This is a genomic window from Paenibacillus sp. FSL H7-0756, from assembly GCF_038006765.1.
In the GTDB taxonomy this organism is placed as follows: domain Bacteria; phylum Bacillota; class Bacilli; order Paenibacillales; family Paenibacillaceae; genus Paenibacillus_AQ.
The window spans coordinates 1,106,841-1,131,171 of the sequence record NZ_JBBOVT010000001.1 but is presented as its reverse complement, the minus strand read 5'-3'; the positions used below and the strand labels follow the sequence as shown (position 1 = coordinate 1,131,171).

The window sequence follows — 24,331 nt, the reverse complement described above, 5'->3', positions numbered from 1 at the left end:
GGGGTTAACTCCAGGATTACTCGCGGACTTCCTGCTTCACCGCCTTCAGCCGCTCATTAATCTGCTCCGCTTCCTTCTTATCCTTCTCATAGGACAGCAGACGGACAATGGCATAGACTACAGCGATTTGCAGGGCAAACAGAAGTGCAGCGGATACACTGGCCACAGCTCCGATCAGGCTGGCAAGGGTGATCAACAGAAGCTCCAGCAGGAGAAAATGAATAACAATTCTAACACGCATCGCCCGCTCGCTCACCTCTTCAGGAGCGTACAACATCAAGCCTGTCAATGCTCCAAGCAGGGAGAAGCCCATAATCGTATAGATGGATATCAGGTCAAAGGCGAGTTCCGGGATAAAAATCTGCCGCAGCACCGTAATGATAATGATGATGGATGCGAAGATAACCAGAAAATCGCGGATGATGTCTTTGGCAACCTCAGAACGCTTCATGCTGTGACCCCTCCTTTATAATCCAAGTCTTTGTTTGAGTGCGGGTACATACTGTCTTGAAATGACTACACGTTCCCCATTATCAAGCAGTGCCGTGAACCTGCCGCTGAGGGACGGACGCACGCTCTCGATCTTGGCGATATTCAGAATCGTTGATTTGGAGGCGCGAAAACAGTTCTTGTCCCGGCACAGCTCCTCCAGCTCATACAGCTTTTGCTTCACTTCATACACCTGGTTCTCGCTGTAGACGAATACTTTACCGTCCACGGCTTCGAAATAATAGACATCACTGAGCTTAATGCGGCTGACCCTCTCTTCCTGGACTCCCAGTAGGACAAGGGTCTCTGCCTTAAGCTTATGTACTATCTGACTGATCTCTTCAGTTGCTTCATAGCATCTGATGATGATTTCCTCTTGCTGCTCCCTGCTAATATGCTCAATAGAAATTCGGATAGGATCACCTGCGATAATTCAGATTTGAAGGTCTGTTGCCTAATTAATGTACATGATACGGGAACCGCTCCCATACGACAAATATAACTACTACAGGTACGCCAAAAGGCTGGTGCTGTTCATGTGTGGAACCTTCCTTATCTGATAGGTTGTCAATGTAAAATATGGATTCCGCGCGCAACAAAAACCCGCAAACGGCACCTGTTACAGTGAGCCGCTTGCGGGTTTGATCTACTTTTGGCCTCGGTTTAATCCTGGCCTAATATAGAGGGTTAACTTCTGCACCTTAATTACATACTCTTAGTCAAAGTAATAGACTGATCTGCATTGCCCCATTGTACGTTCCAGCCCAGCAATTCGGTGATGAAACGAAGAGGAACTACGGTTCTGTTGTCGTCGTTCACGAAGACTTTGGCGCCGACGGATTTTCTCATGCCGTTGACTTCCATGAAGTCTTTATTCATCCAGAATACAAGGGTGTCGTTGCCTGCCATAATAGTAACCTGCTGCGCTTGCTTATCCCATTTGACCTCTGCCCCGATGCCTTCACTCAGGTAGCGAAGCGGGATGTAGGTCATTCCGCTCCAGATGAACGGCTTGGTATCCATTTGAGTTACTTGTCCGTTAATGTTCAGGACGCCGCTGCCCACCTTCATCCAGACTTTCACCATGGAAGCAGGATCTGCCGGTGTTGCAGGTGCGGGTGCTGCTGCATCCTGGAACTTGTCGTTGAACTGCGTAACAATCGCATTGCCCAGCGCTTGGCCTACACCGAACATCGTCTTGTAGCCCTCGCGGTTCGTCTTATAAGAAGCGTCATAGCTGCCCGCTGCATATTGCGTAAGCACCTGCTGCACCTGGTTCTCGTGAGTGGTCAGTGCAGATTGCCCCGCTGACTTCGGCAGATTGCCTGCTGTAGCCGAATCAAGGAAGGCTGCGAATTCAGTGGTGAAGCCGGCGATACGCGCTTCCACTGCCGCTTTTGCCGCTGCATCATTGTTCTTCACTGCTGATACGAAATCAGCCTGGGCATTCACATGATTCGTGACCCAGATCTTCTCGAAGGCCGCCGCCCCGTCCGCACCATAGATGGAAGCAATGGCTGCCTTGAAGTCTGCCGTATTCATGGCTTCGGCTGCAATCAGCGCATTGGAAGCCGCTCTTCCGTCATATTGCTCCTGCATTTGCAGGACGGACAAGGCGAAGTGTTCACCCGCTAACTGGTTGAGTGCGGATCTCAGATCAGCAGCCTTGGTATCTGCCTTGGTATTCTCGAATTTAGCAGGCATTTGCGTAGTAATCGCACTGGACAGGGCCTTGCTGATGCCGAACATCTCTGCGTACCCCTTACGGTAGGCTTCATAAGCGCCCTTGTAATCGCCGGCTGCATAATCCTCGAACACTTCCTGGACATGGTTCTCATGACTGCGGATAACCTGCTTCGCGGCAGCTGCCGGAAGCTTGCCCTCTGTTGCCGTGCCGAGGAAATTCCCGAACTCGTCTACAAAGCCGCTAACTTTATCTTCTGCTGCTTTGACGGCCACCGTGTCCTTGTTCTTCGTCGCCTTCACCAGATCGTCGGTGTACTTGTTATGTGCACGGAAAATCCGTTCAAATTCTGCCGCTCCTGCATCGCCGTACAGTGAAGCAATGGCGGGCTGCATATCGAGCGCGTTCTGATCAAGCGCCTGGTAGGCCGCTGCCGCGTCCTTGGTGCCGTCATAAGCCGTCGTCATTGCAGTTACGGCAAGGGTGAAATGCTCGGAGAGCAGATAATCCAGGCCTGCTCTCAGCTCGGCAGCCGGTGTATTCACCGAAGCCTTCATCATCGCGGCTGCCGGGGCTGCCTCCGCACCTGCCAGCGCAGGGATCATCAGGGTCAAGCTTAACATCGGAACGACTAATTTCTTCATCTTCATCTCACTTCACTCCTTAGATTGGTGTAATATGTGTTGTTCACGTTGCCTGTTTGCCTATACATATACTGAAACGCAGCGAATTCAGGTTTGGATCACAATCCCGGCTAAAAAAATAAACACCACCCTCAACAGCCGAGAAATCAGAATTCCTATACACAAAAAAGCCGCCCGCCGGTATCAAATACCGGAACAGGCAGCCTCTTGTAATAATATAACCTGCTTGCAGATTGAGTTACGCCAGCAACGCGCGTACACCTTCACTCAGCGGGGTAAGCGGACGGTTCAGCAGCTTCGCAAGGTCGCCGCTCTCGATATTCAGCGCACCATCACGGATGGCTGCCTGAATGGCAACCACGATCGGCAGCGCCGCTTCCGGCACACCGGCTTCGCCCATTACCTTCGCATAGGTGGCATCATCCACCTGTTGCACGGCAACCTCCTGGCCCAGAACCTCGCCGACCACCGCTGCCAGCTCTGCCTGGGTAAGCGGAGTGCCGGACAATTCGTAGATGACGCTCTCACGGCTCTCTCCAGCCAGAACAGCCGCTGCCGCTTCAGCATAATCGCCGCGTGTAGCCCAGCCTACCTTGCCGTCTTCGGCTGAGGTCAGCCAAGGAGCGCCGGCCTTCACGGCCTGAATGGAGCCGGCTTCGTTCTCCAGGTACCAGTTGTTGCGCAGGAAGGCATACGGAATACCGGATTCACGGATGAACTCTTCTGTGGCACGGTGTACCGGAGCCAGGAACAGGGAGCTGTTATCAGCATCGCCTACACTGGTGTAGACGATGAAGCGTACACCTGCACGGACAGCGGCATCTACAGCTGCCTTATGCTGGCGGATACGGGTGTCATTGTCGCCGTCAGCCGAGACGATCAGCAGGCGCTCCACTCCGGCAAAAGCGGTATCCAGTGTCTCCGGCTGATCAAAATCGCCATGGCGGACATCGACGCCGCGTGCCTTCAATGCTTCTGCCTTCTCCGGGTTTCTGACACTGGCTACAATATTCTCAGCGGGTACGGTCTTCAACAGAGTCTCTGCTACGATGGAACCAAACTGGCCTGTTGCCCCTGTTAATGCGATCTTCATTCTTCATTCCTCCATTTGGGTTGTTGTATTTCAATCCCGGCTATCAAAGCTCACGTTGACAGCGGTAATTACTAATCATGTAACCATTGTAGTTACAAGTTGACCGAATGTCAAACCAAATGTTTCGTCCTCAGCCCACTGTCTTGAAATAGCGGTAGATCTGCTCCAGCTTCTTGCTATGCTTCCCCTTCTTGCTCTCCATGTTACCGAATTCGAAGAACTTCACCTTACGGATGCCCACGTAGTTGAACAGGGCTTTGCGCATCAGTATCTTATGCGAGTTCCCCAGCCACAGCAGCGGGTAGTGGGTCGGCCCCTTCATGCTGGAAATGCAGATCACGCTCTTCCCCTTGAGCAGCCCCTCAGGCAAAAGTCCGCCCTTATCCCGGTAGGCGAAGCCCGATGCAAACATCCGGTCGATGTAGCCCATCAGCATCGCTGGCGGGCGTCCCCACCAGATCGGATAGACCAGCACGATCTGATCGGCCCATAGCAGTTGCTCCCTGTACTCTGCAAGCTCCGGTTCCCGGTACATATCCCGTCTGCGCCGATTTTCATTGAACACCAGGACCGGATCGAATCCGGCCTCATACAGATCAAGCACCTTCACTTCCGTAATCTTGGCATTCTCCTTGCTGCCGCGCAGTACTTCCTCCAGGAAGGCGTAGCTCAGGCTCTTATGGTTCGGATGGGTGTAGATCACAAGTGTATTCATCAGTGGTATTCCCCTTTAGTTGTCATTTGATAACCAAAACATAGCACAGCCGTAAATTACTTGTCAAATGATAATTGTTTTTTGATAATTATTCTGGTATCGTGACCTCTGAGGTGATCTTATGGACAACAACCATCTATTTCAGAAATTTATAGCCTTCACTGCCGCCGTCCATCAAATAACGAACGATATTTCCAAAGATGTGAACTCAGACGGCTTAACGCCGCTGCAATATAAGATTGTCGAATACATCGCCGTCAGCCAGCCTGTTACGCTCAGCGAGATCAGCGACTGCATGAACATGTCAATGCCCAATACCAGCAGGGAGCTGAAGAAGCTTAGCGAAAAAGGGCTATGTACCCGTGTCACCGACCCCGCTGACCGCCGCAGACAGGGAATTACGCTCTCCGCTGCAGGCGAGGCGTTGATGAATGAGGCCTTCGGACAGATCGCTGTCCGGTTCGAGCAGCGTATTGCGGCTCTGAGCGCTGAGGAACGCAAAGAGACCGAGCGGGCGCTCGATCTCTTGCAACAGAAGGTATTTTATTTGAACTGAGGATAAGGGCTGCCCTGCATTCTATGAGCGGTTATTTCACAGCAACGCCCTTCGCTGCAATCTCCGCAGGCGCAGGAGCAGGAGCCTCCTTGCGCTTGAGGAACAAGGACAGGATCAGCGCAGCCACCGCGGCGCCTGTGGTGACCATAGAAGCCACATTCATTCCGTGAATTAAGCTATGGACATCGCCCGTCTGCTTCAAGCCGCCGCCGCTGTAGGTCATAATAGTGACAAGCAGGGCCGTCCCAATGGAACCGGCGACGGTACGCAGTGTGGTATTCACGGGAATTCCGTGGCGGATCAGGTCAGGCGGCAGAGAATTCATTCCGCTGGTGATGACGGGCAGCAGGGTCAGGCTGACGCCAGCCATCCGCAGAGAGTAGCCGACCATCAGGAACATATAGGACGTGTGCTCCGTCAGATTGGAGAACAACAGTGCAGAGATGACCGTCAGGCTGATTCCGGTAATGACCATCGTTCTGGCACCTATTTTATCGAATATTCTTCCCGCTATCGGGGACATGATACAAATCAGAATCGCACCCGGCAGCAGCATCAGACCTGACTTCAGCGCAGTATAGCCAAGCATGGTCTGCATATACAGCGGCAGCAGGAGCTGCGCGCTCAGCATGATAATCATCAGGATCATACTGATTACTGTAGCCATCGTAAAGGCAGAACTGGTGAACACCCGCAGCTCCAGCAGAGGATTCTCCATCTTCAGTTGCCGCCACACGAACAGGCAGAGCGCGATGAACCCGACCGCGAGGGAAATTAGCACCTCGGTGCTTCCCCATCCTTGACTGCCGGAGACACTGAATCCGTACAGCACACCGCCGAAGCCGAGCGAGGATAACGTCATGGAGAGCGCGTCGGCCTTACTTTTTACCTGTGGCGTCACGTTCTTCACCAGAAACACGCCCAGGAGCGTAAGCAGCAGCGAGCAAGGAGCCAGAATATAGAACAACAAGCGCCAGGAATGATCCTCCACGAGCCAGCCGTTCAGCACAGGTCCGATCGCCGGAGCGAAGTTAATCGCCAGCCCGATCAGCCCCATCGTGAACCCGCGCTTGGCTACCGGGATGAGAATGAACGTCAGGGTCTGGACCAGGGGAAGCATAATGCCCACTCCGACCGCCTGCACAATTCTTCCGGTGAGCAGCAGGCCGAAGCTCGGGGAAACCGCACACAGAAGCGTCCCCGCAGTCAGCATGCCCATCGCAAAGACGAATACCTGCTTCGTCGTGAAGCGCTGAATAAGATAAGCTGTAATCGGAACAACAATACCCGTCACCAGTGCAAAAGCGGTCGTTAACCACTGCACGGTGCTCGCAGACAACCGGAACTCACCCATAATGTTAGGCAGTGCCGTATTCAGCGAGGATTGATTCAATAGCCCCGCCATTGTCCCGATAATTAGAATAGCCATGATTAGATTGGTTCCCTTTGGTGCCTTCTCCATCTCTGATTCTCCTTTATCTGTTCATTTAAAACTAACTAGTTGTTTATAATTACTGAGAAGAAAAAGCCGCCCCTTACAGTAAAGACGGCTCCATGACGCCATGGATAATAAATTGTACGATCTGACTGGTGGCCTGCTCTCTATTTTGCGGGGAATCCAGATTGCCGAACACGTGCTCGAACCTTGAAGACGACTGCAGTGTCATAGCAATCATGTTCATGGCCAGCATCGGAAAAAGTGCGGGGTCCAGATCCCGGCGGAGGATTCCGTTCCTCTGGGCGGCCAATGCAACCTTATACATCTGAGGATCATCGTCAAGACGGTAGCTGATCTGATTCAAGGTCTTCCAGCCTTCCGCAGCCTCCCAGAACAGGATTCTCAGGTAAGTCCGGTGCTCCAGCAGGAAGGAGACCGTCTGACGGGTCCAGTAATCCACGAAATTTTTGAATGCGGACGGGTCCTTGAGTTGCTGCTCATCCTTCAGCAATTCGCTGATGAACGAGCCGGTGATCTGTTCACTAACCTGGTCCGCCCGCTTGACCACTTCCGTGTACAACCCTAATTTGTCGCCATAATATTGGTAGATCAGGCTTTTGTTATACCCGGAAGCCTTCGCAATGGCATCAATCCGTGCCGCTGAGAAGCCGGACTCGGCAAAGATCTCCTCGGCTGCATCCAGGATAACGCCCCGGGTCCGGGCGGCATCGTAGATTTTGGCGCTGCGTTTGTTCCCAGTTGTGGTTATGGTTGTTACCCCCTATTCCTATTTATAACTAACTGGTTAGATTGTAATCTGCATCCTAGCGGATGTCAAGCGCGGTTCTTACAGCCTTGTCTGCGAAACGTTGCCAACAATTGGCACAAAACCAATTCACACCAATCGCGTCTAACTGGAGAGAGTTAAATCTATCCATAAGGTGATGAATCCATGACAACCAGAACAACTATACTGCTGTCTCTGCTAGGACTGGCCCTGACCGCTACGGCGGGCGGTAATGCCCATGCAGATGCAGCACCCTCACCCCGGCCCATCTCCATTTACCTGGACGGGCAGCAGCTTCAGCCGGAGACCCGGCCGCTGAACATCAGCGGGACTGTACTGGTTCCCATGCGGGGGCTGTTCGAGGCCCAGGGGGCTGAGCTCTCCTGGAACAACGCAAGCAAGACCGTAACTGCCGTCAAAGGCGGCACTGCACTTACCTATACCTTAGGCTCGTCCACTGCTCTGCTGAACGGGAAGACCACCCAGCTGGCGGTACCGGGACAACTATCGCAAGGCTACAGTATGATTCCCCTGCGCTTCGTCAGTGAAGCCCTGGGCAGCGAGGTGAGCTGGGAGCCGGCTTCGGGCTCTGTCCTTATCTCCTCGGCGTCCGCCTATGAGACCTCGGTCACCTGGGGGGTCAACCTGCGCAGCACCCCGGATGCCGGGAGCAGCGCCACCAGTCTGGGCCTGCTGCCCGCCGGAAGCAAGGTCCATGTCATCCGTGAGGTTAATGCCCTCTGGCTGGAGGTTCGGACCACAGATCATATGAGAGGATATGTATCTTCCAAGCCGAAATTCACGGATTACAGAAGCCCTTCCCTGCTGCAGAAGCAAGGGGAAGCCCTGATTGCTTCAGGTAAGAAATACCTGAATACCCCTTATGAATTCGGCGCTTCTCCGAACCAGACGAATACGTTCGACTGTTCTTCTTTTGTGAAGCGTGTATTCGGGGATACGCTTGGGATTGAGCTTCCCCGCGTCTCTTACGATCAGGCAGATGAAGGCCGGAAGGTTGGCCTGGACGAGCTGCGCACCGGAGATCTGCTCTTCTTCACCGCCAGGGGTCTCGACATCGGACATGTAGCCATCTACGCCGGAAATAACCGGATACTGCATACCTACTCCAAGGAGCAGGGTGTACATATGGAGGATTTCAGCAGCAAGTGGAAGCAGCGGTTTGTTACCGCGCGGCGGATTCTATAGCGGGGAGAGAAAGCGGGAATTCAGCGGTCCCCTGTAACAGTTGGATTTTCTACACTTGCTGCCTAAGCAAATGTCGCATTCAGGAGTAACAGTTGGAAAAAAGGCACTTAATCTGACAAGTGCCTTATTTCCATCTCTTCCGCATCAGCTTCATGCTAGGCCTTGCGCACAAACTCCGATTTCAGCTTCATTGCGCCGAACCCGTCGATTTTACAATCGATATCATGGTCGCCGTCCACCAGACGGATATTCTTCACCTTCGTGCCTATCTTCAGAACGGACGAGCTGCCTTTGACCTTGAGATCTTTAATCACCGTTACGGTGTCTCCGTCAGCCAGGACATTGCCGTTAGCATCCTTCACTACCTTCTCATCCTCGCCGCTTGCGCCCGCTGCATCCAGAGACCACTCATGGGCACACTCCGGGCAGACCAGCAGCGCTCCATCCTCATAGGTATACACAGAGCCACATTGCGGGCAATTTGGTAATTCACTCATTGATTAATAATCTCCATTTCTGCTTAATGCATGTTGTATTGGGTAAGTCTGCTTTATTTTAGCATATTCCTGCGCATGGTAGTTGAATAGTTCATATAATTATATTAATATCTAATTAGATATATAATTAATTTTAAGCGGGTGATGATATGATTTGGTTAGAACCAGTACTGGACCCGTTAGCGCCGGAGAGTCTGGATATTCAGGCCTCCATCCTGAACTCTCAGCCTGAATTCAACCAGATGGTCCTGCATAAGGCGTTTCTGGAGCCCCTGGAGCTGGAGGAGGAGAACCGCAACAACCTCACTATGGGGGAGAAAATGCTATACATCAGAAGCCATGACCGGATTGCCGGTCTGATCACCTACCTGCCTGACTATAGCGCGGATCATTATCCGTGGATCGGCCTGCTGGTGATTCACCGGCAATACAGCCGGCAGGGGATCGGAAAAACCGCCGTACATGAGCTGGAGCGAATGTTCAGGAATCATGGCCTCAGCGCCGTCAGACTAGCCGTTCAGCTGGAGAACAAGGCCGGGGAGGCCTTCTGGACCCGAAACGGGTTCGCCCCGGTCAGAAGAGCGACCGATAACCACAATAACGAAGTGGATGTTTACGAGAAGCAGTTTAGATGAATGGCCGGTGTGGTAAGAATTAGGATGTAGATTATTCCATTTCAATGGATATGCGGGAGGGGTATGAGCGTGAATGAGGGCAAGAATGAAGCTGAACTGGACGGACAACTGCCGGCAGGGGAGCAAGCTGCGGCTGAAGGGCTGGCCGCCGAGGCGGTAGACGCGATCGAGAACCTGTCCGGTGTCCATCCCGGATACCGCCGTGCCCATGCGGCGGGAGTCTGCTGCCGCGGCTTCTTCCGGCCTAGCGGACTGGGAAAGGAATTCACGGAGGCGGAACACCTGCAGGAGCAGCAGGTGAACGCCATTATCCGCTTCTCGGGGAGCTCGACCGATCCGGCACTGGCGGATCTGCTCTCTCCTGCCAAGGGAATGGCTGTCCAATTCATCCTGCCGGATGGCGAGGTTACAAATCTGGTTGGAGTGAGCGTCCCTGTCTTTTTTGCCCGGACTCCGGAGTCCTTCATCGACATTGTACATATGGCCCACCGGCTGCGGACCGGGACACTCGGACCGATTGAGCTGATGAAGGAGATTGTCAGCCACTTCAGCGAGAGCAAGGAGGCCCTGCTCGCGGTGCGGCGGCTGATGCCGCCTGCCAGCTATGCCGAATGTCATTACTACTGCATACATGCTTATGTGCTGGTCAATGCCGAAGGCAGGCAACAGCCTGTCCGGTTCGAGTGGGTTCCCGAGAAGGGCGTGCGCACACTGACGCTGGAAGAGGCTGCGCAGCAGCCGGACCGCTATCTGGAGGAGGAGCTGGAGCTGCGCCTGAAGGATGAACCGGCCATTTTCCAGCTTGTCGCCGTTCTGGGCGAGGAAGGCGATGCTACGGACGATCCCACGCGCGCCTGGCCCGAAGAGCGCCGCAGAATCGATCTCGGCCGGCTGCATATTTCCGAGATCTACCCCGATCCGAAGTATCTGCTCATGGACCCTACGATCCTTACAACCGGCATGCTTCTCTCGGATGACCCGATTCTGAGGTTCCGCAGCGCGGCCTACGCCGAATCTTATGGACGGCGGATCGAAGGAAGATAGCCGCTGCCTGCTGCGGCAGATATATCGCTCAGCGCCAAAGGGACACTGCGCCCTTTGGCGCTTTTGATTCAAACGCTATACTTAGTTGGTTAATGGATATTAATCCGGTTACAACAGAGAGGAGTGCAGTATGCAGCAGGCCATGGTCATCATGAACCCGTCGTCGGGCAAGGCAGAGGCGCGGGATTATATCCAAGCAGCGGAAGAGGTGCTGCAAGGTGCAGGATATCAGGTTACCGTCCAGGAGACCACAGGGGAAGGAGACGCAACCGCCTTCTGCGTTCAGGCCTGCGCCGAGTGTTATGATCTGGTGGTTGCCATTGGAGGAGACGGCACACTCCACGAGACGATGAACGGCCTCACAGATCAGCAGCACCGCCCCACACTTGGCATTGTGCCGATGGGCACCGTCAATGATTTCGCCCGCGCGCTACAGATTCCGCTTGTTCCTGAAGAGGCAATCCAGAGCCTGGCTTCGCCACGGACCCGAAGAGTCGATATGGGCCGGCTGAATGACCGGCTGTTCGTCAATGTGGTGGCCGCAGGCTCTCTGGCAGGCTCCCTCTCCTCGGTTAGCTCCGAAGACAAGAGCCGGCTCGGGTTCCTTGCTTATCTAAAGGAGGGCATTAAGGAGTTGGCCAGCAATAATGCACATACCCTGACGATTACTCACGACGGGGAGATCTGGGAAGGCTCCTCCCCGCTGTTCATTGCTGCGCTGACGAATTCCGTCGGCGGCTTCGAGAAGCTTGCCCCCGCTGCCGCTGTAGATGACGGCCTGCTCCATTGCTTCATCGTCAAAGACCTGCACCTGCTGAATTCCGTTACGGTCAGCATCTCCCTGCTGCTAGGCAATCTGCGGAATCATAAGGATGTCATCTACTTTACAGCCAAGGAGGTCTCCGTCCGCTCCACCGAGCCGGTACAGACGAATGTGGACGGCGAGCAGGGTCCGCCGCTGCCGATCCGCTTAAGCACCATTCCGCGCCATATTCAGGTCGTGGTGCCGGAGGACTGATCAGCCCGGACAACTCAGGCGTTCCAAGCTACAGAGTACAAGCACCAGCAAAAGCATCTACCTTAGCGGATTCCATGAAACTCTGCGAAGTCCTCATCCAGTGTCCATTCGAGACGTCTGACCCATTCACGCTGCACCTCCTTGGGCGCTATCTGCAGGCGGTGCAGGATATTCCATACCCTGTACAGACTCGCCGCCTTCATCTGGTGCGCAGTGAAGGATAACGGGTTAACAGACAGATAGCCCTGCATGAAGGCCGTGTTGAGCAGTACGGATTGTACGGGATAATGGTGCTTCGTGAACCAGCAGACCCAGGCTACATCATTCAGCGGGCTGCCCCATTCCGCCCATTCCCAGTCCAGCACATGCAGCAGATCATCGGCTTCACAGAGCAGATTATGTACTCCGTAATCGCCATGGGTCAGGACCCAAGGAAGCTCTCCGGCCTCCGCAGCAGACAGAAGGTGAAGCGACTGCCTGCCGAGAGCGGCGGGGACGAATTCCAGCTTCTGAATCACCTCACTCAGTGCTGACCTGTTGCTGATCCGGATCTGTGTCTCTTGCGGCTGATAAGATCGGGAATGAATCTGGGCAGCCAGCAGCTGCCCCATTCTGCTGTAGATCCGCTCGGCTCTTGACCAGTCCCTGGCATCCAGAACGGATTGGGCGTTCCCGCCCTGCATGCAGTCCATAATGATGATGCGCATTCCGTCCATCTCTGCCACCTCATGCACCACCGGGGTATCACAGCTTCCCTGTACCAGCCGCATGACCTCAACCTCATTGAGCGTATCTTCATTGGACATATTTGTTATTTTGGCTACAAGCGGCGGCTCCGCCCCCGCCATCAGATAGGTGAGATTCGTATATCCCCCTGTCAGCCGTTCCAGCCGGCAGGCATACCTTGCTTCCAGACCTCTGATGATGTTCTCAATCATGATATGATTCCCTCTCTTTTTCCTTCTGTAAGCCTTTATCCCAAGAATATCACATGCTCCAGTTAATTACAGGTTAAGGTATTCTGCACAGCAAAAAGACCGGCACGGGAAGTCTCAGCCAGTCTGTCTGTCCGGGTTATACCGCTCACCGGGCCGCTATGCCCCTGAAGGCAGCTCCTATTGCCGGGCCTGCGCGTACAGCTTATGCAGCAATACGATCTGGCCGATATGATAGGCATTATGCGTCGCCGCATTGCTGATCAGCTCCCACCATGCCGCCGGCTCCGGGAACCCGTTCACCTGATTCTCCAGCCCTTCCTCGGACAAAAGGTTCTGCCAGGCCAGCAGGGTATCCAACAGTCGGCCGCGAAGCTCGCCGAAGGAAGTATCCGCAGGAAGCACGAAGCTCAGACGATTATCGCCCACCGGAGGCACGGCATCCATATGCCCCTCCCGGTACCGGGTCTGCCAGGCTTCATTCCAGTACAGCAGATGAGCGGTAAGCTCGGCAATGCTGTACAGCCCTTGGCCGGGTTTCCAGAAGGCTTCCTCCTCTGTAACTTCCTCTGTTGCCTGCATATACGGCAGATGCCAGCTGGGGTCATTGGCGCCAGCCAGCAACTGATTGGCCAGCACATCCTTAGCATGAACCATTTGCTTCACGCTCCTTTTTCCCTGAAAATATCAAACTCCGGGCGGAATAAGCCAAGTAAACTTCTTGTATAAATAAAGTCACCCTGCAGGTGACGGATAATGGCGCTTTCTCTCACCAGCCGCTTGTAAGGAGCAGAATTGTTGCACTTTTTGCAGGATTCCTCTATAACTATTTCCTAAAAAACAAAGTCCCCTCCCCTACCGGGAACGAGGACTTCTCTACTGGCTGGAGGGCTTGTATTCGCTCAGCTTGCCGTAATAGACCAGATGCAGCCGGTCGCTCTGCCGGAAATCATCCGGGGTGACAAGCGCTGGCAGCTTGTTCCATAGCTTAATGCCCGAGCGCTCCAGAATCTCGGCAACGAACTGCGAACAGAAATACGAGTTACTGAACTCCACCGGCTCCTTGAGTGCAATACCGATGACGCCGAGGATATTGTAGAGATACTTCTGGCGGCTGCGGATGAAGACCTGGAGCACCCGCTTCATTTTCTCAACCTCACGGTCCGTAACCTGAAGCTCGTAGATGACGCAAGTCGTCTCTGGATATTTACTGTAGGTACCTGTGCGGATATCCTCCTTCACGAACCCGCCGTTCAGCGGATTGGCCGGATGCTTCCTTCCAAAGCTATATAGCTCGGACAGCTCCCTGTTAAACGAGATCGAGGCATGATTATACGGCGCTTTGGTATACCCCTGAATGAGCTTCGTGAACAGCGTTCCCGTATTGGTGAGCATGATGTACACCGATGGATCTGCTGACATTTACAATATTTCCCCTTATCAAGTCAGTTGTTTTACTTCATAATAAGCTGGACGCTCTGTCTATTTTAGCATAAAATCCCTATATTGAAATGATACCCGAGACAAGTTGGTGATTGTAATGAACCGTTCTTTATTCACACTAGTTCTAATCTTTGCAGCTCTATCGGTGATCCATGTGCTGTATCTTGTGGTAAGCAGACTACAGAAGGACAAGGATTATACCGGAATCGGCTTCCGCATCCGAACCTGGTGGGGCATGCTGTTCATCTTCTGCCTGGCTACCCTGTCCAACGCCCTGGTGTCCCTGCTGTCCCTGATGGTCCTGAGCTTCTTCGCCCTTAAGGAATACTTCTCCATGATCCGCACCCGAAAAGCAGACCGCAGGCTGTTCCTCTGGGCATACCTGTCCATTCCGCTGCAATTCTACTGGATCTACATTGAGTGGTACGGGATGTTCATTATTTTCATTCCGGTCTATGTGTTCCTGCTGCTGCCGCTTCCCCGGCTGATCAACAAAGGCACGCTAGGCTTCCTGCGCAGTGTCAGCGCAACCCAGTGGGGACTGATGCTGATGGTATTCGGGCTCAGCCATCTGGCTTACTTCCAGTTCGCCACTCCGGAGTACGGGGCAGGTCTGGTCCTCTTCCTGGTGGTGCTGACTCAGCTCAATGATGCCATTCACTATCTGGCTTCGATCTATTTCGGCAAACACCGGATCGTTCCGACCGCGAATCCCCATCTGACCTGGGAAGGCTTCGTCTGCGCGTTCGTGGTGACTACAGCAGTCTCGTACCTGAGCTATTCTCATCTTACACCGCTGAATCCGGCCTTTGGCTATCTCTCCGGCATGCTGATCAGTCTCAGCGGCTTCTTCGGCAGCCTGACAGTCTCCGTACTCAAGCGGGATCTGCTGATCGGGGATGACGACAAATTCGCAGCGCTGCAAAAAAGCTACCTGAGCCGCGTAGACAGTCTTGCCTACACCGCACCGGTATTCTTCCATGTCATCCGCTACTATTTCGACTTCATGTAGCCGCTGATCACACTTAATATTGTGCAAAAATAGAGACTATCCGCTAATGGATAGTCTCTTCTATACTGTCCCGCTTAATTCGTGCTAGTACCTGCACCCTCTGGAGCTGTAGTGCCCGCATCGGCCGGCTTCGTCGTACCCGCATCTGCTGGCTTCGTTGTACCAGCGTCCGCAGGCGGCGTGCCTCCTGCTCCGCCAGGTCCGCCTCCGGCTCTGTTGCCTCTGCCGCCGCCGAAGCCGCCGCCTCCCGGCCCGCCCATACTGCTTCCGCCTGTGGTTACACCCGAAGCATTCACCCAGGTCACCGTATTGGTGATGTCAAAAGCAACAAATTTGCTGCCCCCGCTGTACGTCCCGCCGGTATACAATCCGTCTGTGGCTGTTCCGGTAGAGCTGCCTCCGGTGTAGACGGTATAAGAGCCGTCCGTAAGCTCTGGAGCGCTGACCACTACAGTCTGGAAGCTCTTCGCCGGAGCGAAGGTCAGAATGGCCTTGCCGTCAGCATCTTCCAGATGAACCATCGTTCCAGCCTGCTGAGTTGCTGCGAATTCCACGCTTACCGAATACTGGCCGGAGTCCTCGCCCGGAGCCTGTGCCATTCCTGATGCACCTGCGGCTACCAGGAATCCGCCGGTGATGTTGAAGGCTCCGTCATAATCCAGGGCGCCGTTGCCGGAGTTCTCGGGGCCATACACAATGACGGTGCCGCCGGTCATAGTCACTGAGCCGTTGGAGTCCAGGCCATCGCCTGCGGCATCTACGGTCAGGGTCCCGCCGCTGATGGTCAGCAGGTTGCTGCCGGTGCTGCTGAACGAATCCTGTGCCTGCGTTCCTGCTGCCGCATTGGTATCGTTGCCTCCAGCCACATTGACGCCATCGTCTGTGGCTGTCACATGAATCTCACCGCCGGATATGGTGATGTCCGCTCCTTCTATCCCTTCATAGCTCTCCGTAATATTGACGGTGCCGCCTGATATGGAGACCAGAGCATCGGCGTGAAGCCCGTCATCCCCTGTAGCGATCTGGAATTCTCCATCCGTTACCGAGATACTGCTGTTGCTGTGCAGCGCATCATCTGCGGCATCCACCGTGAAGCTTCCGCCGTTCACCGTCAGGTCCCCGCCTGCCTTAATCCCTTTGGCGCTGACGGATTCCGTCTCCGCCGCTGCTGCGGTGTCAGTCTGTGCCGCTGCCGCGGTGCTGCTCTCCGCTGCTTGGGGCTGGTCAGCCGCCGGCGCAGCATCCATCGCAGGCGGCGTACCCCCGGCTTCTCCCGGAGCAGGGAAGCTGCCGTCTTCCGGCCTCTGGCCGAAGCCGCCGCCACCCATCCCCGGCCCGCCCTGACCGCCGGTCTTCACTTCGGCGTTCACATAGCCGCCGCCAGTCACCAGCGTATAGGTGCCGCTGTCGATGACAGCAGCGGTCTCCGCTTGAAGCCCGTCATTACCGGCTGTAATGTCGAAGGTTCCGGCGGCAATGGCGATGAAGCCCTTGGTGGCATCCTTGTCATTGGTCGATTTGATGCCGTCGCCTTCGGCATGAATTGTGATATTGCCGTCCTGAATGGCAATCATGTCCTTACCGACAATACCGTCATCCGCTGCCTTCACTTCGAGGGTGCCGGATATGATTGTCAGATCATCCTTGCCGGTGATGCCGTCGTTGTAGTTGCCGGTGACCGTCAGCTTGCCGGTGCCGTTAATCGTCAGGTCCGCTTTGCTGAAGAGCGCAGCGCTTGGCTCATCCTCAGCTCCATCTGCGAATACATACGCAGCTCCATCTGTCACACTGTTATCCGTGCCTTCCTGCAAGGTGATGACTACTTTGCCGGCTTCCTTGATGTAGACGGGAGCATTATCGTTGTCCGTCAGGTGGGCACCGTTCAACACGAGTCTTACAGTACCTTTTGCCTGCTCATCTACAATAATCTGTCCGTCACTTAGTGTGCCGCTGAGCACATAAGTGCCTGCCTCCGTAATGGTCACTGTGCCCTCTTGCGCTGTGGCACCTGCGCCATCTACCACGGCATTAGTTCCAGCCAGAGTTATAGCGGTAGAATCCGCTGCCGTCCAGGCGGTTACAGCATCCTCTTCCTCCCAGGCCACAAGATCCGCTGTCTTCACACTTGCCGGCTGCACCGCGGCAGAGGTACTGCTCTGAACGGCCTCAGCTGTTGTACTCACGTTGTTACTTGTATCGGATGGCGTAGCTGCTTTTGCACTGCATGCCGACATAACTGCGGCGCATAGCAGCATAAGTCCAATTTTACCGGCTGTTAATCTGTTCTTCATCAGTCATCATTCCCTTCCTGTAGCGGATTAATATTCGTTCATGACGGGCGCCATGGTCAGTGAGAGATCCAGGTTCCCGTTGCGGGTACGGATGGCGTCCAGCAGCTCCTTCTGGCTTGTCTGCTCATTAATCGTTACGGCATAGACCAGCTCATACAGGCTGCCCAGCTCCGTGGTTCTGATCTTCTTCAGCTCGTAGGCCACATTGAAGGTGTTGAAGACCTCCGCGAAGGCTTCCTCATAGCCCAGATTCTCAGGAATCGTTACCTTCAGTGTCTTGTGCATCGACTGCTTGCGCCCGAAGCCCGTCCGGTTAAGCAGGACCATCAACACGCAGAGAAGCAGGGTGAAAAATACTGCATAACCGAATGCTCCTACGCCGCAGGCCAGCCCGGAGGCCATAGTGAACAGGACGAAAGTGATGTCCTTCGGATCACCGGGGGCGCTGCGGAACCGGATGATCGAGAAGGCGCCCGCCAGGCTGAAGGCCCGGGCCACATTGCTGCCGATAAGCAGGATGATAATCGCTACAATAACCGGCAGCAGAACCATGGTCAGCGTGAAGCTCTGTGAGTATCCGGCAGGGCTCGTCTTCATGTAGGTGAAGCTGATCAGACCGCCGAGGATAATGGCGATGACCATGGTTAAGGCAGCATTCATGAAGGTTAGTTCCGAAGTAGACTCAGCTACGGAAAATATCGAATCAAGCATAGCGGACACGCTCTCTTTCTGATTGGCTGTTTCGCAGCATTTTTTTATATTCGTTGCCGTATTTGGAGAAGCTGGTGCGGTACATCTGATGCTCCGACAGCATCCTGGCCAGCCAGACCGGAATGGTCTTCTCCGCCTTCACTTCCATCAGCCATTGCCCCGGCTCCAGCAGCTCCTCGCCATACACACCATGCTCCATCTTCAGATCATACCGGCGGCAGCGGATATTGGTGTCGAAGGTGATGCGGAGGTCCCGGTTGTTTTTGCAAAACATGGCTTTGCGGTCATAGGACAGATACAGCTTCGGCTGCAGATCATAGCGGGTCAGCAGGTACTTGATCTCCCCGATCACCTGCTTGTTCATATAGCTCTCGAATTCAGGCTCCCTGCCGCTATCGATGAATGCATAGGCTTCATCCAGCTTCAGCGGGGTTCTTCTTTTGTTGACCAGGCCCAGCACCTTCTTCTTGATCTCCAGATAGACTCTGGTGTCGCCTTCAGGAATGCCGTAGGCTCTGATGCGCAGCTTCTCCCTGTACTTCGGCTTCGCCAGGCTGCTGCGGATCAGGGAATTCTGCGGGGTGTCATAATACAGATTGGTGATGGAATAATATTCGTGCTGCTTGTTGTATGCATCAGGCTCCATATATTCCAGCAGTTCGTGATAGAGCTTCAGATAGGATTCATGGTCGAACAGATACTTGTTCTCGTAACGGTTGAAGACCTCAATAGCCATGGGGATCAGTTCCTTTCAGGGGGGTAATGGGTGCCGCTTGCTTATGAATGTATCTTAGCCTCCGAACCTTTAGTGAATCTTAAATGGATTAAGGTTGATTAAAGGTCACCTTGATATAATGGCACCAGCGGCAAATACATTACTTAGGAAGAGGATGAGCCAGCCCATGAGAATATTAATCGTAGAAGATGAGGTCCATCTGGCGGAGGCCTTAACCCAAATCCTCAAAAAACACAATTATTCGGTAGACGCGGTGCATGATGGCCGAGCCGGTCTCGATTATGCGCAGAGCGGGATCTATGACCTGCTGCTGCTGGATATTATGATGCCGGAGCTAGATGGAATCAGCGTGCTGAAGGAACTCCGCAAGGACGGAATCTCCACACCTGTCATCATGCTTACCGCCAAAGGGGAGATTACCGACATGGTGACCGGACTCGATCATGGAGCAGACGATTATATCGCCAAGCCGTTCGCTTCGGAGGAGCTGCTGGCCCGTATCCGGGCTGCCCTGCGGCGTAAGGGCGAGGTGATTCCTGACGATGCCCTGAAGTTCGGGGATCTGGAGCTGAACACGGCCAACCCGAAGCTGACGGTGAAGGGCAAGGAGATGAAGCTGAATCTGAAGGAGACGGAGCTGCTGGAGCTGCTGATCCTAAGGAAGCAGGCGGTCACCTCGAAGGAGCAGATCATTGAGAAGCTGTGGGGGTTCGATTCCGATGCGGAGCATAACAACGTGGAGGTCTATATTTCTTTTTTGCGTAAAAAGCTGGCCTTCCTGAACTCGGAGGTGCGCATCAGCACGATTAGGGGCGTAGGGTATGTGCTGGAGGGGAGTGCCTGATGTTCAATAAACTCCGAACCCGGTTCCTGATTGTCAATCTGGTCACCATCTCCATTATCATGCTGGTGGCCTTCGCCGCCATCTACATCTTCACGTACCGCAATGTGCAGGCAGACATCTATATGGCGCTCCACCGGATTGCGGACATGCAGCAGCGGAGTCCGGGCGATGGACAAAGTCCGCCTGGGGCAGGAGGCGGCGGGGGCAGAGGGACAATGCCCATGGATCAGGGGCCGATCGACCCTTACCAGCCGGAGCGCTCCGTCTCGTTCACGGTGCAAACAGATGCCAGCGGTACGCTGACCGGCAAAGAATCGAAGTTCACGATGGACGATGAACTCTATAGCGCCGCGCTGAAGGAGGCGCTCAGCCAGGGCAAGGACACCGGCCAGTTCACGCTGGACGGCAGCCGCTGGATCTTCATGGTGAAGCCTGTAAGCAGCGGACAACAGTTTGTCTTCATGGACATCACCGCCCAGCAGCAGATCCTGACGAACCTGATCTATACCTTCGCAGCTGTCGGCCTGCTGACGCTGGTCATCCTGTACTTCACCAGCCGCTACTTTGCGGGGCGCTCGATTGCGCCGGTGCGGGAGGCTTTTGACAAGCAGAAGCAGTTCATTGCCGACGCCTCCCATGAGCTGAAGACGCCGCTGACGATCATTAACACCAACGCGGATGTGCTGCTGGCGAACAGTGAGGATACAATCGGTAATCAGGCAAAATGGCTGCAATATATCAAGTCCGAGACCGGGCGCATGACCCGGCTGACTAACGATCTGCTGTACCTGACAGAGATGGATGACTCCCGGACCGGGAAGCTCCACAGCAGATTCAATATGAGCGAGGCAGTTGAGAATATTATTCTGACCATGGAGGCGGTCATCTTCGAGAAGAATCTCTCCTTCGACTATGACCTTCAGCCCGGGCTTACCGTGCTGGGCAACAGCGAACAGGTGAAGCAGGTGGTCATGATTCTGCTGGATAACGCAGTGAAATATACGAATCCCAAGGGCGCTATCCATATCTCCCTCCATAAGCAGAACAGCGATGTCCTCCTCTCCGTCTCGAATACCGGGGAAGGCATCGCTGCGGAGCATCTGGCGCGGATCTTTGACCGCTTTTACCGTACGGATACCTCCAGAGCGCGCAAGCAGGGCGGCTACGGGTTGGGTCTGGCTATCGCTAAGTCGATTGTGGACCAGCATAAAGGGAAGATCTATGCAAAGAGCGTGGCCGGAGAGTCCGTGACATTCTATGTACAGTTGCCTTGAGGGAGCTGTAGCAGATCTGAAGACTGACAGAGAAGGATTGGGCTATAAAAGGGGGTGCCCCGTCAGCTATGTTCTAGCCGGCTGGGGCACCCCCTTCAATATTGTAGCTTTAGTTGATTTCCAGATAATCAATATAAGCATCCCAAGTCCCGTCATCGGCGGTAACCACCAGCTCAATCACCTGATTGCCGGTTCCATGGCTGACATTGCTGATCGTATAGACCGCGGGGCTGCTTCCGCCATAGTAGAAGGTCCCCTTCGTCACCCCGCCGATTTTGAGGTCCACCCTGGCCATATTGGCGTTATTGGAGGCTCCGCGCAGGGAGAAATTATGGGTGCCGCTGGTGAAATTCTGAGTGTACTTCACGGAATCATTATTGGCGTATAAAGCGACTCCAGCGAACGGGGAACTGATGTTAGCAGTATATTGGCCCGCCTTAGTCATACTCTCCGCCTCTACCTTCGTTGCAGCGGGGCCAGGACCATTGCCGCCATCAGGCGCAACCGCCTTGCCGGTGGACGGGGAGATCATGCCTGAACACAGGTTACGGTTCTTGAGGTTCTGCGCAATCTGCGGAACCGCCTGGAGCGTGGGCTGATACTGGTCATGCATCAGGATGACATCCCCATTCTTCATCGTGCCCACAGCGGCCACGATCTGGGCGGTTCCCGCTCCGTTCCAGTCCTGAGAATCCACGTTCCAGAGCACTTCGGTAAGTCCGTTCTGGGCCTCAATGGATTTGAGAGTCGCGTTAGTCGCCCCGTACGGCGGACGGAACAGCTTCGGAGCAGTGCCGGTAATGGATTGCAGCGTCTGCTGCGCCTGCGTAATCTGAGACGTGACCTGGGAAGCGCCCAACTGTGTCAGATTAGGATGCGACCAGGAGTGATTGCCGATCCACATTCCTGCGTTCTTCTGGGCCAGTACAAGCGAGGGATTGTTCTGCGCATTCTGCCCGATATTGAAGAACGTGGCCCGCAGGCCATTCTGCTGCAGAGCATTAAGCAGATTCGTCGTGGTGCTTGGATTCGGACCGTCATCATACGTTAGTGCTACATACCCGGCCGAGCAATCGGCAGCGAACACCCTCTCCCCGCCCACCGCCAGCGACCCCACAAATAAAGACACGACAAGCGACCCGATAGCTGCCCATTGTATAGCTTTCATTCTAAACATTCTCTTAATCTCCTCTCTCGGATTGAATAGTTTGCTGACTGTACCCGTTAAGGCTGTAACTGTATGTATACGCTCTGTTGATATCAATCGCTTACATTAGTAATTATAGCAATAATTCCCTTTTTAAGCTAGATGTGATTCTTGTAATTTGTGATTTTAATAGCCACTAAGGAGAGATACGGCGACGCCGGTAAGGCGCTCCTAATTTATTCAATAATTTCCCATAATTCAGACCTGTCCGGGATGAATAGGTTTTCATTTTACCCGTATGATATAAAGTTCGGCTTTATCAAGAACCATATACGAGGAGGAAGATGAATGACCTTTGGTTTCAGGACACTGGGGAAAATGCTTTTGGCTCTAACACTGCTTGCAGGTACCGCCGCTATTGCCGGACAGCCGGTGAAGGCTGAGGGGGCAGCGAAGCTTTTTTATCACACCTCGGGCAGCCGGATTGTAGATTCGCAGGGGAACCCGGCCGTGTTCAACGGATTGAACTGGTTTGGCTTCGAGACGCCGAACTATTCCCCGCACGGATTATGGTCGCGTTCCATGGATGATGTGCTCGATCAGGTCCGCGCAGAAGGGTACAACCTGATTCGCCTGCCGTTCAGCAGTCAAATGTTCGACCCCGCTTCCCAGGCCAACAGCATTGATTATGCCAAAAACCCGGACCTGGCCGGTCTGACTCCGATCGAAATTATGGATACCTTAATCGAAAAAGCCGGCCAGCGCGGCATTCAAATCTTCCTGGACCGGCACCGCCCCGATTCCGGCGGGCAGTCGACGCTCTGGTATACGGCCGCATATCCTGAATCCCGCTGGATCAGTGACTGGGTGATGCTGGCTGCACGATATGCGAATAATCCTACGGTGATCGGTGCCGACCTGCATAATGAACCTCATGGCCCGGCAAGCTGGGGGACCGGTGATCTCAGCACAGACTGGCGGCTCGCAGCCCAGCGGGCAGGGAATGCCATCCTTGCGGTGAATCCGCATTGGCTGATCATCGTCGAAGGGATCGAGCAGAATGTGCAGGGTAACACCAGCAAGTACTGGTGGGGAGGCAACCTGACCGGGGTGCGGAATTATCCGGTAACGCTTACCGTGCCGAATCAAGTGGTGTATTCCCCGCATGATTACGGTCCCGGGGTGGCGGAGCAGCCGTGGTTCAGCGATCCTGCTTTTCCGGCAAACCTGCCTGCGATATGGGATCAGACCTGGGGCTATATCAGCAAAGAGAACATTGCCCCTCTAATCATGGGTGAATTCGGAGGCCGCAGCGTGGACACCCTCTCGGTGGAAGGGAAGTGGCAAAATAAACTAGTCGATTACATCGGCACGAATGACCTCTACTGGACCTACTGGACACTGAACCCCAACAGCGGGGATACCGGCGGTCTGCTGCAGGATGACTGGGCAACCTGGAACCGGCCGAAGCAGCTCATGCTGAACCGGATCATGAAAACGGTCACTTTCCCTCCTATTGAACAGCCCGGCGGCCCCGGGACAGGACCTATAACCGCCACTCCGCTCTACCGCAGTGATGAGACCGGCAACAATGTGGGCTCTATCCGGGCAAGTCTTCAGCTGAAGAGCACTTCCACCGTTCCCGTCCCGCTCAGCCAATTCACGATCCGTTACTGGTTCACGCAGGATGGCAGCACCGCACACACCATGGAGATTGACTACGCCGTCGTCGGCAAAAACAATATCCAGACCACCATCGTCCCGCTCACAGCGCCGGCCCCTGATGCCGATGCCTACGCTGAAATTTCCTTCAAGGACGGGGCCGGCAACCTGGCTGCTTCCGGCTCGACCGGAGAGATCCAGTTCCGCATTCACAAGGATAACTATGCGAATTACAGCCAGGCTAACGATTACTCCTTCCGGCCGCTGCTAACCAGCTTCACCGCCAATGACCGGATCACTGTATACCATAACGGCACGCTCATTTACGGTATAGAACCATAACAAATGGAAGGAGCTGTCCCAAAATTCATTGAATGGATTCTTGGGACAGCTCTTTATTTTTGAGTAAGGCCAACGTGCACACTTGGTTGGATGCTCTGCGAACGGACCGCTGTTTGGGTCACTGGAGA

24 protein-coding genes are annotated in these 24,331 nt (G+C 54.3%); 9 read left to right on the top strand and 15 right to left on the bottom strand.

What is annotated here, in order from left to right:
* Positions 1 to 16: 16 nt before the first annotated feature.
* From NST04_RS05100 to NST04_RS05080, 5 genes are all read right to left on the bottom strand, one after another.
* Positions 17 to 451 (bottom strand): DUF3021 family protein, encoded by a 435-nt coding sequence (locus NST04_RS05100; protein WP_341183420.1) that lies wholly within the window; start codon positions 449 to 451, stop codon positions 17 to 19.
* Positions 452 to 466: 15 nt separating this feature from the next.
* Positions 467 to 751 (bottom strand): LytTR family DNA-binding domain-containing protein, encoded by a 285-nt coding sequence (locus NST04_RS05095; protein ID WP_341185181.1) that lies wholly within the window; start codon positions 749 to 751, stop codon positions 467 to 469.
* Positions 752 to 1,194: 443 nt separating this feature from the next.
* Complete coding sequence (locus NST04_RS05090; RefSeq protein ID WP_341183419.1) at positions 1,195 to 2,823, bottom strand: copper amine oxidase N-terminal domain-containing protein; 1,629 nt, start codon at positions 2,821 to 2,823, stop codon at positions 1,195 to 1,197.
* Positions 2,824 to 3,055: 232 nt separating this feature from the next.
* Entirely contained in the window at positions 3,056 to 3,910 is an 855-nt protein-coding gene (locus NST04_RS05085; protein WP_341183418.1) for an SDR family oxidoreductase, read from the bottom strand.
* Positions 3,911 to 4,040: 130 nt separating this feature from the next.
* Positions 4,041 to 4,625 (bottom strand): NAD(P)H-dependent oxidoreductase, encoded by a 585-nt coding sequence (locus NST04_RS05080; protein ID WP_036722791.1) that lies wholly within the window; start codon positions 4,623 to 4,625, stop codon positions 4,041 to 4,043.
* Between the two features lie 121 nt (positions 4,626 to 4,746).
* On the opposite strand from NST04_RS05080, the gene NST04_RS05075 reads away from it, so the two are divergent.
* Entirely contained in the window at positions 4,747 to 5,181 is a 435-nt protein-coding gene (locus tag NST04_RS05075) for a MarR family winged helix-turn-helix transcriptional regulator (RefSeq protein ID WP_341183417.1), read from the top strand.
* A gap of 31 nt (positions 5,182 to 5,212) precedes the next feature.
* On the opposite strand, the gene NST04_RS05070 is transcribed toward NST04_RS05075, so the two are convergent.
* Together NST04_RS05070 and NST04_RS05065 are read right to left on the bottom strand one after the other, a co-directional pair.
* Positions 5,213 to 6,643: a DHA2 family efflux MFS transporter permease subunit gene (locus NST04_RS05070; protein WP_341183416.1), complete on the bottom strand. Its 1,431-nt coding sequence runs from the start codon at positions 6,641 to 6,643 to the stop codon at positions 5,213 to 5,215.
* Between the two features lie 73 nt (positions 6,644 to 6,716).
* A complete protein-coding gene (locus NST04_RS05065; protein ID WP_341185180.1) occupies positions 6,717 to 7,322 on the bottom strand; it encodes a TetR/AcrR family transcriptional regulator in 606 nt (201 codons plus the stop codon).
* Between the two features lie 249 nt (positions 7,323 to 7,571).
* Between NST04_RS05065 and NST04_RS05060 the strand changes: the two genes are divergently transcribed.
* Complete coding sequence (locus tag NST04_RS05060; protein ID WP_341183415.1) at positions 7,572 to 8,612, top strand: C40 family peptidase; 1,041 nt, start codon at positions 7,572 to 7,574, stop codon at positions 8,610 to 8,612.
* A gap of 155 nt (positions 8,613 to 8,767) precedes the next feature.
* Here NST04_RS05060 and NST04_RS05055 read toward each other — a convergent pair whose 3' ends face one another.
* The gene (locus NST04_RS05055; protein ID WP_341183414.1) at positions 8,768 to 9,109 is read right to left on the bottom strand and encodes a zinc ribbon domain-containing protein YjdM; all 342 of its coding nucleotides are present in this window, start codon (positions 9,107 to 9,109) and stop codon (positions 8,768 to 8,770) included.
* Positions 9,110 to 9,258: 149 nt separating this feature from the next.
* On the opposite strand from NST04_RS05055, the gene NST04_RS05050 reads away from it, so the two are divergent.
* The 3 genes from NST04_RS05050 to NST04_RS05040 all read left to right on the top strand — a co-directional run bounded on the left by NST04_RS05050 (position 9,259) and on the right by NST04_RS05040 (position 11,806).
* Positions 9,259 to 9,744: a GNAT family N-acetyltransferase gene (locus NST04_RS05050; RefSeq protein WP_076156467.1), complete on the top strand. Its 486-nt coding sequence runs from the start codon at positions 9,259 to 9,261 to the stop codon at positions 9,742 to 9,744.
* 69 nt (positions 9,745 to 9,813) lie between these two features.
* A complete protein-coding gene (locus NST04_RS05045) occupies positions 9,814 to 10,788 on the top strand; it encodes a catalase family peroxidase (protein WP_341183413.1) in 975 nt (324 codons plus the stop codon).
* Between the two features lie 130 nt (positions 10,789 to 10,918).
* Complete coding sequence (locus NST04_RS05040; protein ID WP_341183412.1) at positions 10,919 to 11,806, top strand: diacylglycerol/lipid kinase family protein; 888 nt, start codon at positions 10,919 to 10,921, stop codon at positions 11,804 to 11,806.
* 62 nt (positions 11,807 to 11,868) lie between these two features.
* Here the strand turns inward: NST04_RS05040 and NST04_RS05035 are convergent, their stop codons facing one another.
* The 3 genes from NST04_RS05035 to NST04_RS05025 form a co-directional block, all read right to left on the bottom strand.
* A complete protein-coding gene (locus tag NST04_RS05035) occupies positions 11,869 to 12,744 on the bottom strand; it encodes a phosphotransferase family protein (RefSeq protein ID WP_341183411.1) in 876 nt (291 codons plus the stop codon).
* Positions 12,745 to 12,921: 177 nt separating this feature from the next.
* On the bottom strand, positions 12,922 to 13,398 hold the full coding sequence (locus NST04_RS05030) for a DinB family protein (RefSeq protein ID WP_341183410.1): 477 nt from the start codon (positions 13,396 to 13,398) through the stop codon (positions 12,922 to 12,924).
* Between the two features lie 219 nt (positions 13,399 to 13,617).
* Positions 13,618 to 14,163, bottom strand: coding sequence for a hypothetical protein (locus NST04_RS05025; RefSeq protein ID WP_036691837.1), 546 nt, complete (start codon positions 14,161 to 14,163; stop codon positions 13,618 to 13,620).
* A 118-nt stretch (positions 14,164 to 14,281) separates the two neighbouring features.
* Between NST04_RS05025 and NST04_RS05020 the strand changes: the two genes are divergently transcribed.
* Positions 14,282 to 15,196, top strand: coding sequence for a phosphatidate cytidylyltransferase (locus NST04_RS05020; RefSeq protein WP_341183409.1), 915 nt, complete (start codon positions 14,282 to 14,284; stop codon positions 15,194 to 15,196).
* A gap of 74 nt (positions 15,197 to 15,270) precedes the next feature.
* Here NST04_RS05020 and NST04_RS05015 read toward each other — a convergent pair whose 3' ends face one another.
* From NST04_RS05015 to NST04_RS05005, 3 genes are read right to left on the bottom strand one after another with little or no spacing between them, the layout of a single operon-like run.
* Positions 15,271 to 17,487, bottom strand: a complete 2,217-nt coding sequence (locus NST04_RS05015; protein ID WP_341183408.1) for a carbohydrate-binding domain-containing protein — start codon at positions 17,485 to 17,487, stop codon at positions 15,271 to 15,273.
* A gap of 27 nt (positions 17,488 to 17,514) precedes the next feature.
* On the bottom strand, positions 17,515 to 18,198 hold the full coding sequence (locus tag NST04_RS05010) for a DUF4956 domain-containing protein (protein WP_341183407.1): 684 nt from the start codon (positions 18,196 to 18,198) through the stop codon (positions 17,515 to 17,517).
* Positions 18,191 to 18,934 carry a polyphosphate polymerase domain-containing protein gene (locus NST04_RS05005; RefSeq protein ID WP_341183406.1) on the bottom strand — a complete coding sequence of 248 codons (744 nt, stop codon included), beginning with the start codon at positions 18,932 to 18,934 and terminating at the stop codon, positions 18,191 to 18,193. The genes NST04_RS05010 and NST04_RS05005 overlap by 8 nt, the downstream gene beginning before the upstream one ends.
* Positions 18,935 to 19,100: 166 nt before the next feature.
* Here NST04_RS05005 and NST04_RS05000 point away from each other — a divergent pair, with 166 nt between their 5' ends.
* Positions 19,101 to 19,778, top strand: a complete 678-nt coding sequence (locus tag NST04_RS05000) for a response regulator transcription factor (protein WP_341183405.1) — start codon at positions 19,101 to 19,103, stop codon at positions 19,776 to 19,778.
* Positions 19,778 to 21,052 (top strand): sensor histidine kinase, encoded by a 1,275-nt coding sequence (locus tag NST04_RS04995; RefSeq protein ID WP_341183404.1) that lies wholly within the window; start codon positions 19,778 to 19,780, stop codon positions 21,050 to 21,052. The genes NST04_RS05000 and NST04_RS04995 overlap by 1 nt, the downstream gene beginning before the upstream one ends.
* Positions 21,053 to 21,161: 109 nt before the next feature.
* Here NST04_RS04995 and NST04_RS04990 read toward each other — a convergent pair whose 3' ends face one another.
* Entirely contained in the window at positions 21,162 to 22,229 is a 1,068-nt protein-coding gene (locus NST04_RS04990) for a polysaccharide deacetylase family protein (RefSeq protein WP_341183403.1), read from the bottom strand.
* A gap of 318 nt (positions 22,230 to 22,547) precedes the next feature.
* On the opposite strand from NST04_RS04990, the gene NST04_RS04985 reads away from it, so the two are divergent.
* Complete coding sequence (locus NST04_RS04985; RefSeq protein ID WP_341183402.1) at positions 22,548 to 24,203, top strand: cellulase family glycosylhydrolase; 1,656 nt, start codon at positions 22,548 to 22,550, stop codon at positions 24,201 to 24,203.
* The last annotated feature ends 128 nt before the right edge of the window (positions 24,204 to 24,331 follow it).

What these genes read in the sequence shown, in the direction of transcription:
- NST04_RS05020 (WP_341183409.1), top strand. Translation starts at nt 14,282, where the DNA reads ATGAACCGTTCTTTATTCACACTAGTTCTAATCTTTGCAGCTCTATCG.
- NST04_RS05080 (WP_036722791.1), bottom strand. Translation starts at nt 4,625, where the DNA reads ATGAATACACTTGTGATCTACACCCATCCGAACCATAAGAGCCTGAGC.
- NST04_RS05100 (WP_341183420.1), bottom strand. Translation starts at nt 451, where the DNA reads ATGAAGCGTTCTGAGGTTGCCAAAGACATCATCCGCGATTTTCTGGTT.
- NST04_RS05000 (WP_341183405.1), top strand. Translation starts at nt 19,101, where the DNA reads ATGAGAATATTAATCGTAGAAGATGAGGTCCATCTGGCGGAGGCCTTA.
- NST04_RS05075 (WP_341183417.1), top strand. Translation starts at nt 4,747, where the DNA reads ATGGACAACAACCATCTATTTCAGAAATTTATAGCCTTCACTGCCGCC.
- NST04_RS05005 (WP_341183406.1), bottom strand. Translation starts at nt 18,934, where the DNA reads ATGGCTATTGAGGTCTTCAACCGTTACGAGAACAAGTATCTGTTCGAC.
- NST04_RS04995 (WP_341183404.1), top strand. Translation starts at nt 19,778, where the DNA reads ATGTTCAATAAACTCCGAACCCGGTTCCTGATTGTCAATCTGGTCACC.
- NST04_RS05025 (WP_036691837.1), bottom strand. Translation starts at nt 14,163, where the DNA reads ATGTCAGCAGATCCATCGGTGTACATCATGCTCACCAATACGGGAACG.
- NST04_RS05070 (WP_341183416.1), bottom strand. Translation starts at nt 6,643, where the DNA reads ATGGAGAAGGCACCAAAGGGAACCAATCTAATCATGGCTATTCTAATT.
- NST04_RS05030 (WP_341183410.1), bottom strand. Translation starts at nt 13,398, where the DNA reads ATGGTTCATGCTAAGGATGTGCTGGCCAATCAGTTGCTGGCTGGCGCC.
- NST04_RS04985 (WP_341183402.1), top strand. Translation starts at nt 22,548, where the DNA reads ATGACCTTTGGTTTCAGGACACTGGGGAAAATGCTTTTGGCTCTAACA.
- NST04_RS05055 (WP_341183414.1), bottom strand. Translation starts at nt 9,109, where the DNA reads ATGAGTGAATTACCAAATTGCCCGCAATGTGGCTCTGTGTATACCTAT.
- NST04_RS05085 (WP_341183418.1), bottom strand. Translation starts at nt 3,910, where the DNA reads ATGAAGATCGCATTAACAGGGGCAACAGGCCAGTTTGGTTCCATCGTA.
- NST04_RS05015 (WP_341183408.1), bottom strand. Translation starts at nt 17,487, where the DNA reads ATGAAGAACAGATTAACAGCCGGTAAAATTGGACTTATGCTGCTATGC.
- NST04_RS05060 (WP_341183415.1), top strand. Translation starts at nt 7,572, where the DNA reads ATGACAACCAGAACAACTATACTGCTGTCTCTGCTAGGACTGGCCCTG.
- NST04_RS05035 (WP_341183411.1), bottom strand. Translation starts at nt 12,744, where the DNA reads ATGATTGAGAACATCATCAGAGGTCTGGAAGCAAGGTATGCCTGCCGG.
- NST04_RS05050 (WP_076156467.1), top strand. Translation starts at nt 9,259, where the DNA reads ATGATTTGGTTAGAACCAGTACTGGACCCGTTAGCGCCGGAGAGTCTG.
- NST04_RS05040 (WP_341183412.1), top strand. Translation starts at nt 10,919, where the DNA reads ATGCAGCAGGCCATGGTCATCATGAACCCGTCGTCGGGCAAGGCAGAG.
- NST04_RS05010 (WP_341183407.1), bottom strand. Translation starts at nt 18,198, where the DNA reads ATGCTTGATTCGATATTTTCCGTAGCTGAGTCTACTTCGGAACTAACC.
- NST04_RS04990 (WP_341183403.1), bottom strand. Translation starts at nt 22,229, where the DNA reads ATGTTTAGAATGAAAGCTATACAATGGGCAGCTATCGGGTCGCTTGTC.
- NST04_RS05090 (WP_341183419.1), bottom strand. Translation starts at nt 2,823, where the DNA reads ATGAAGATGAAGAAATTAGTCGTTCCGATGTTAAGCTTGACCCTGATG.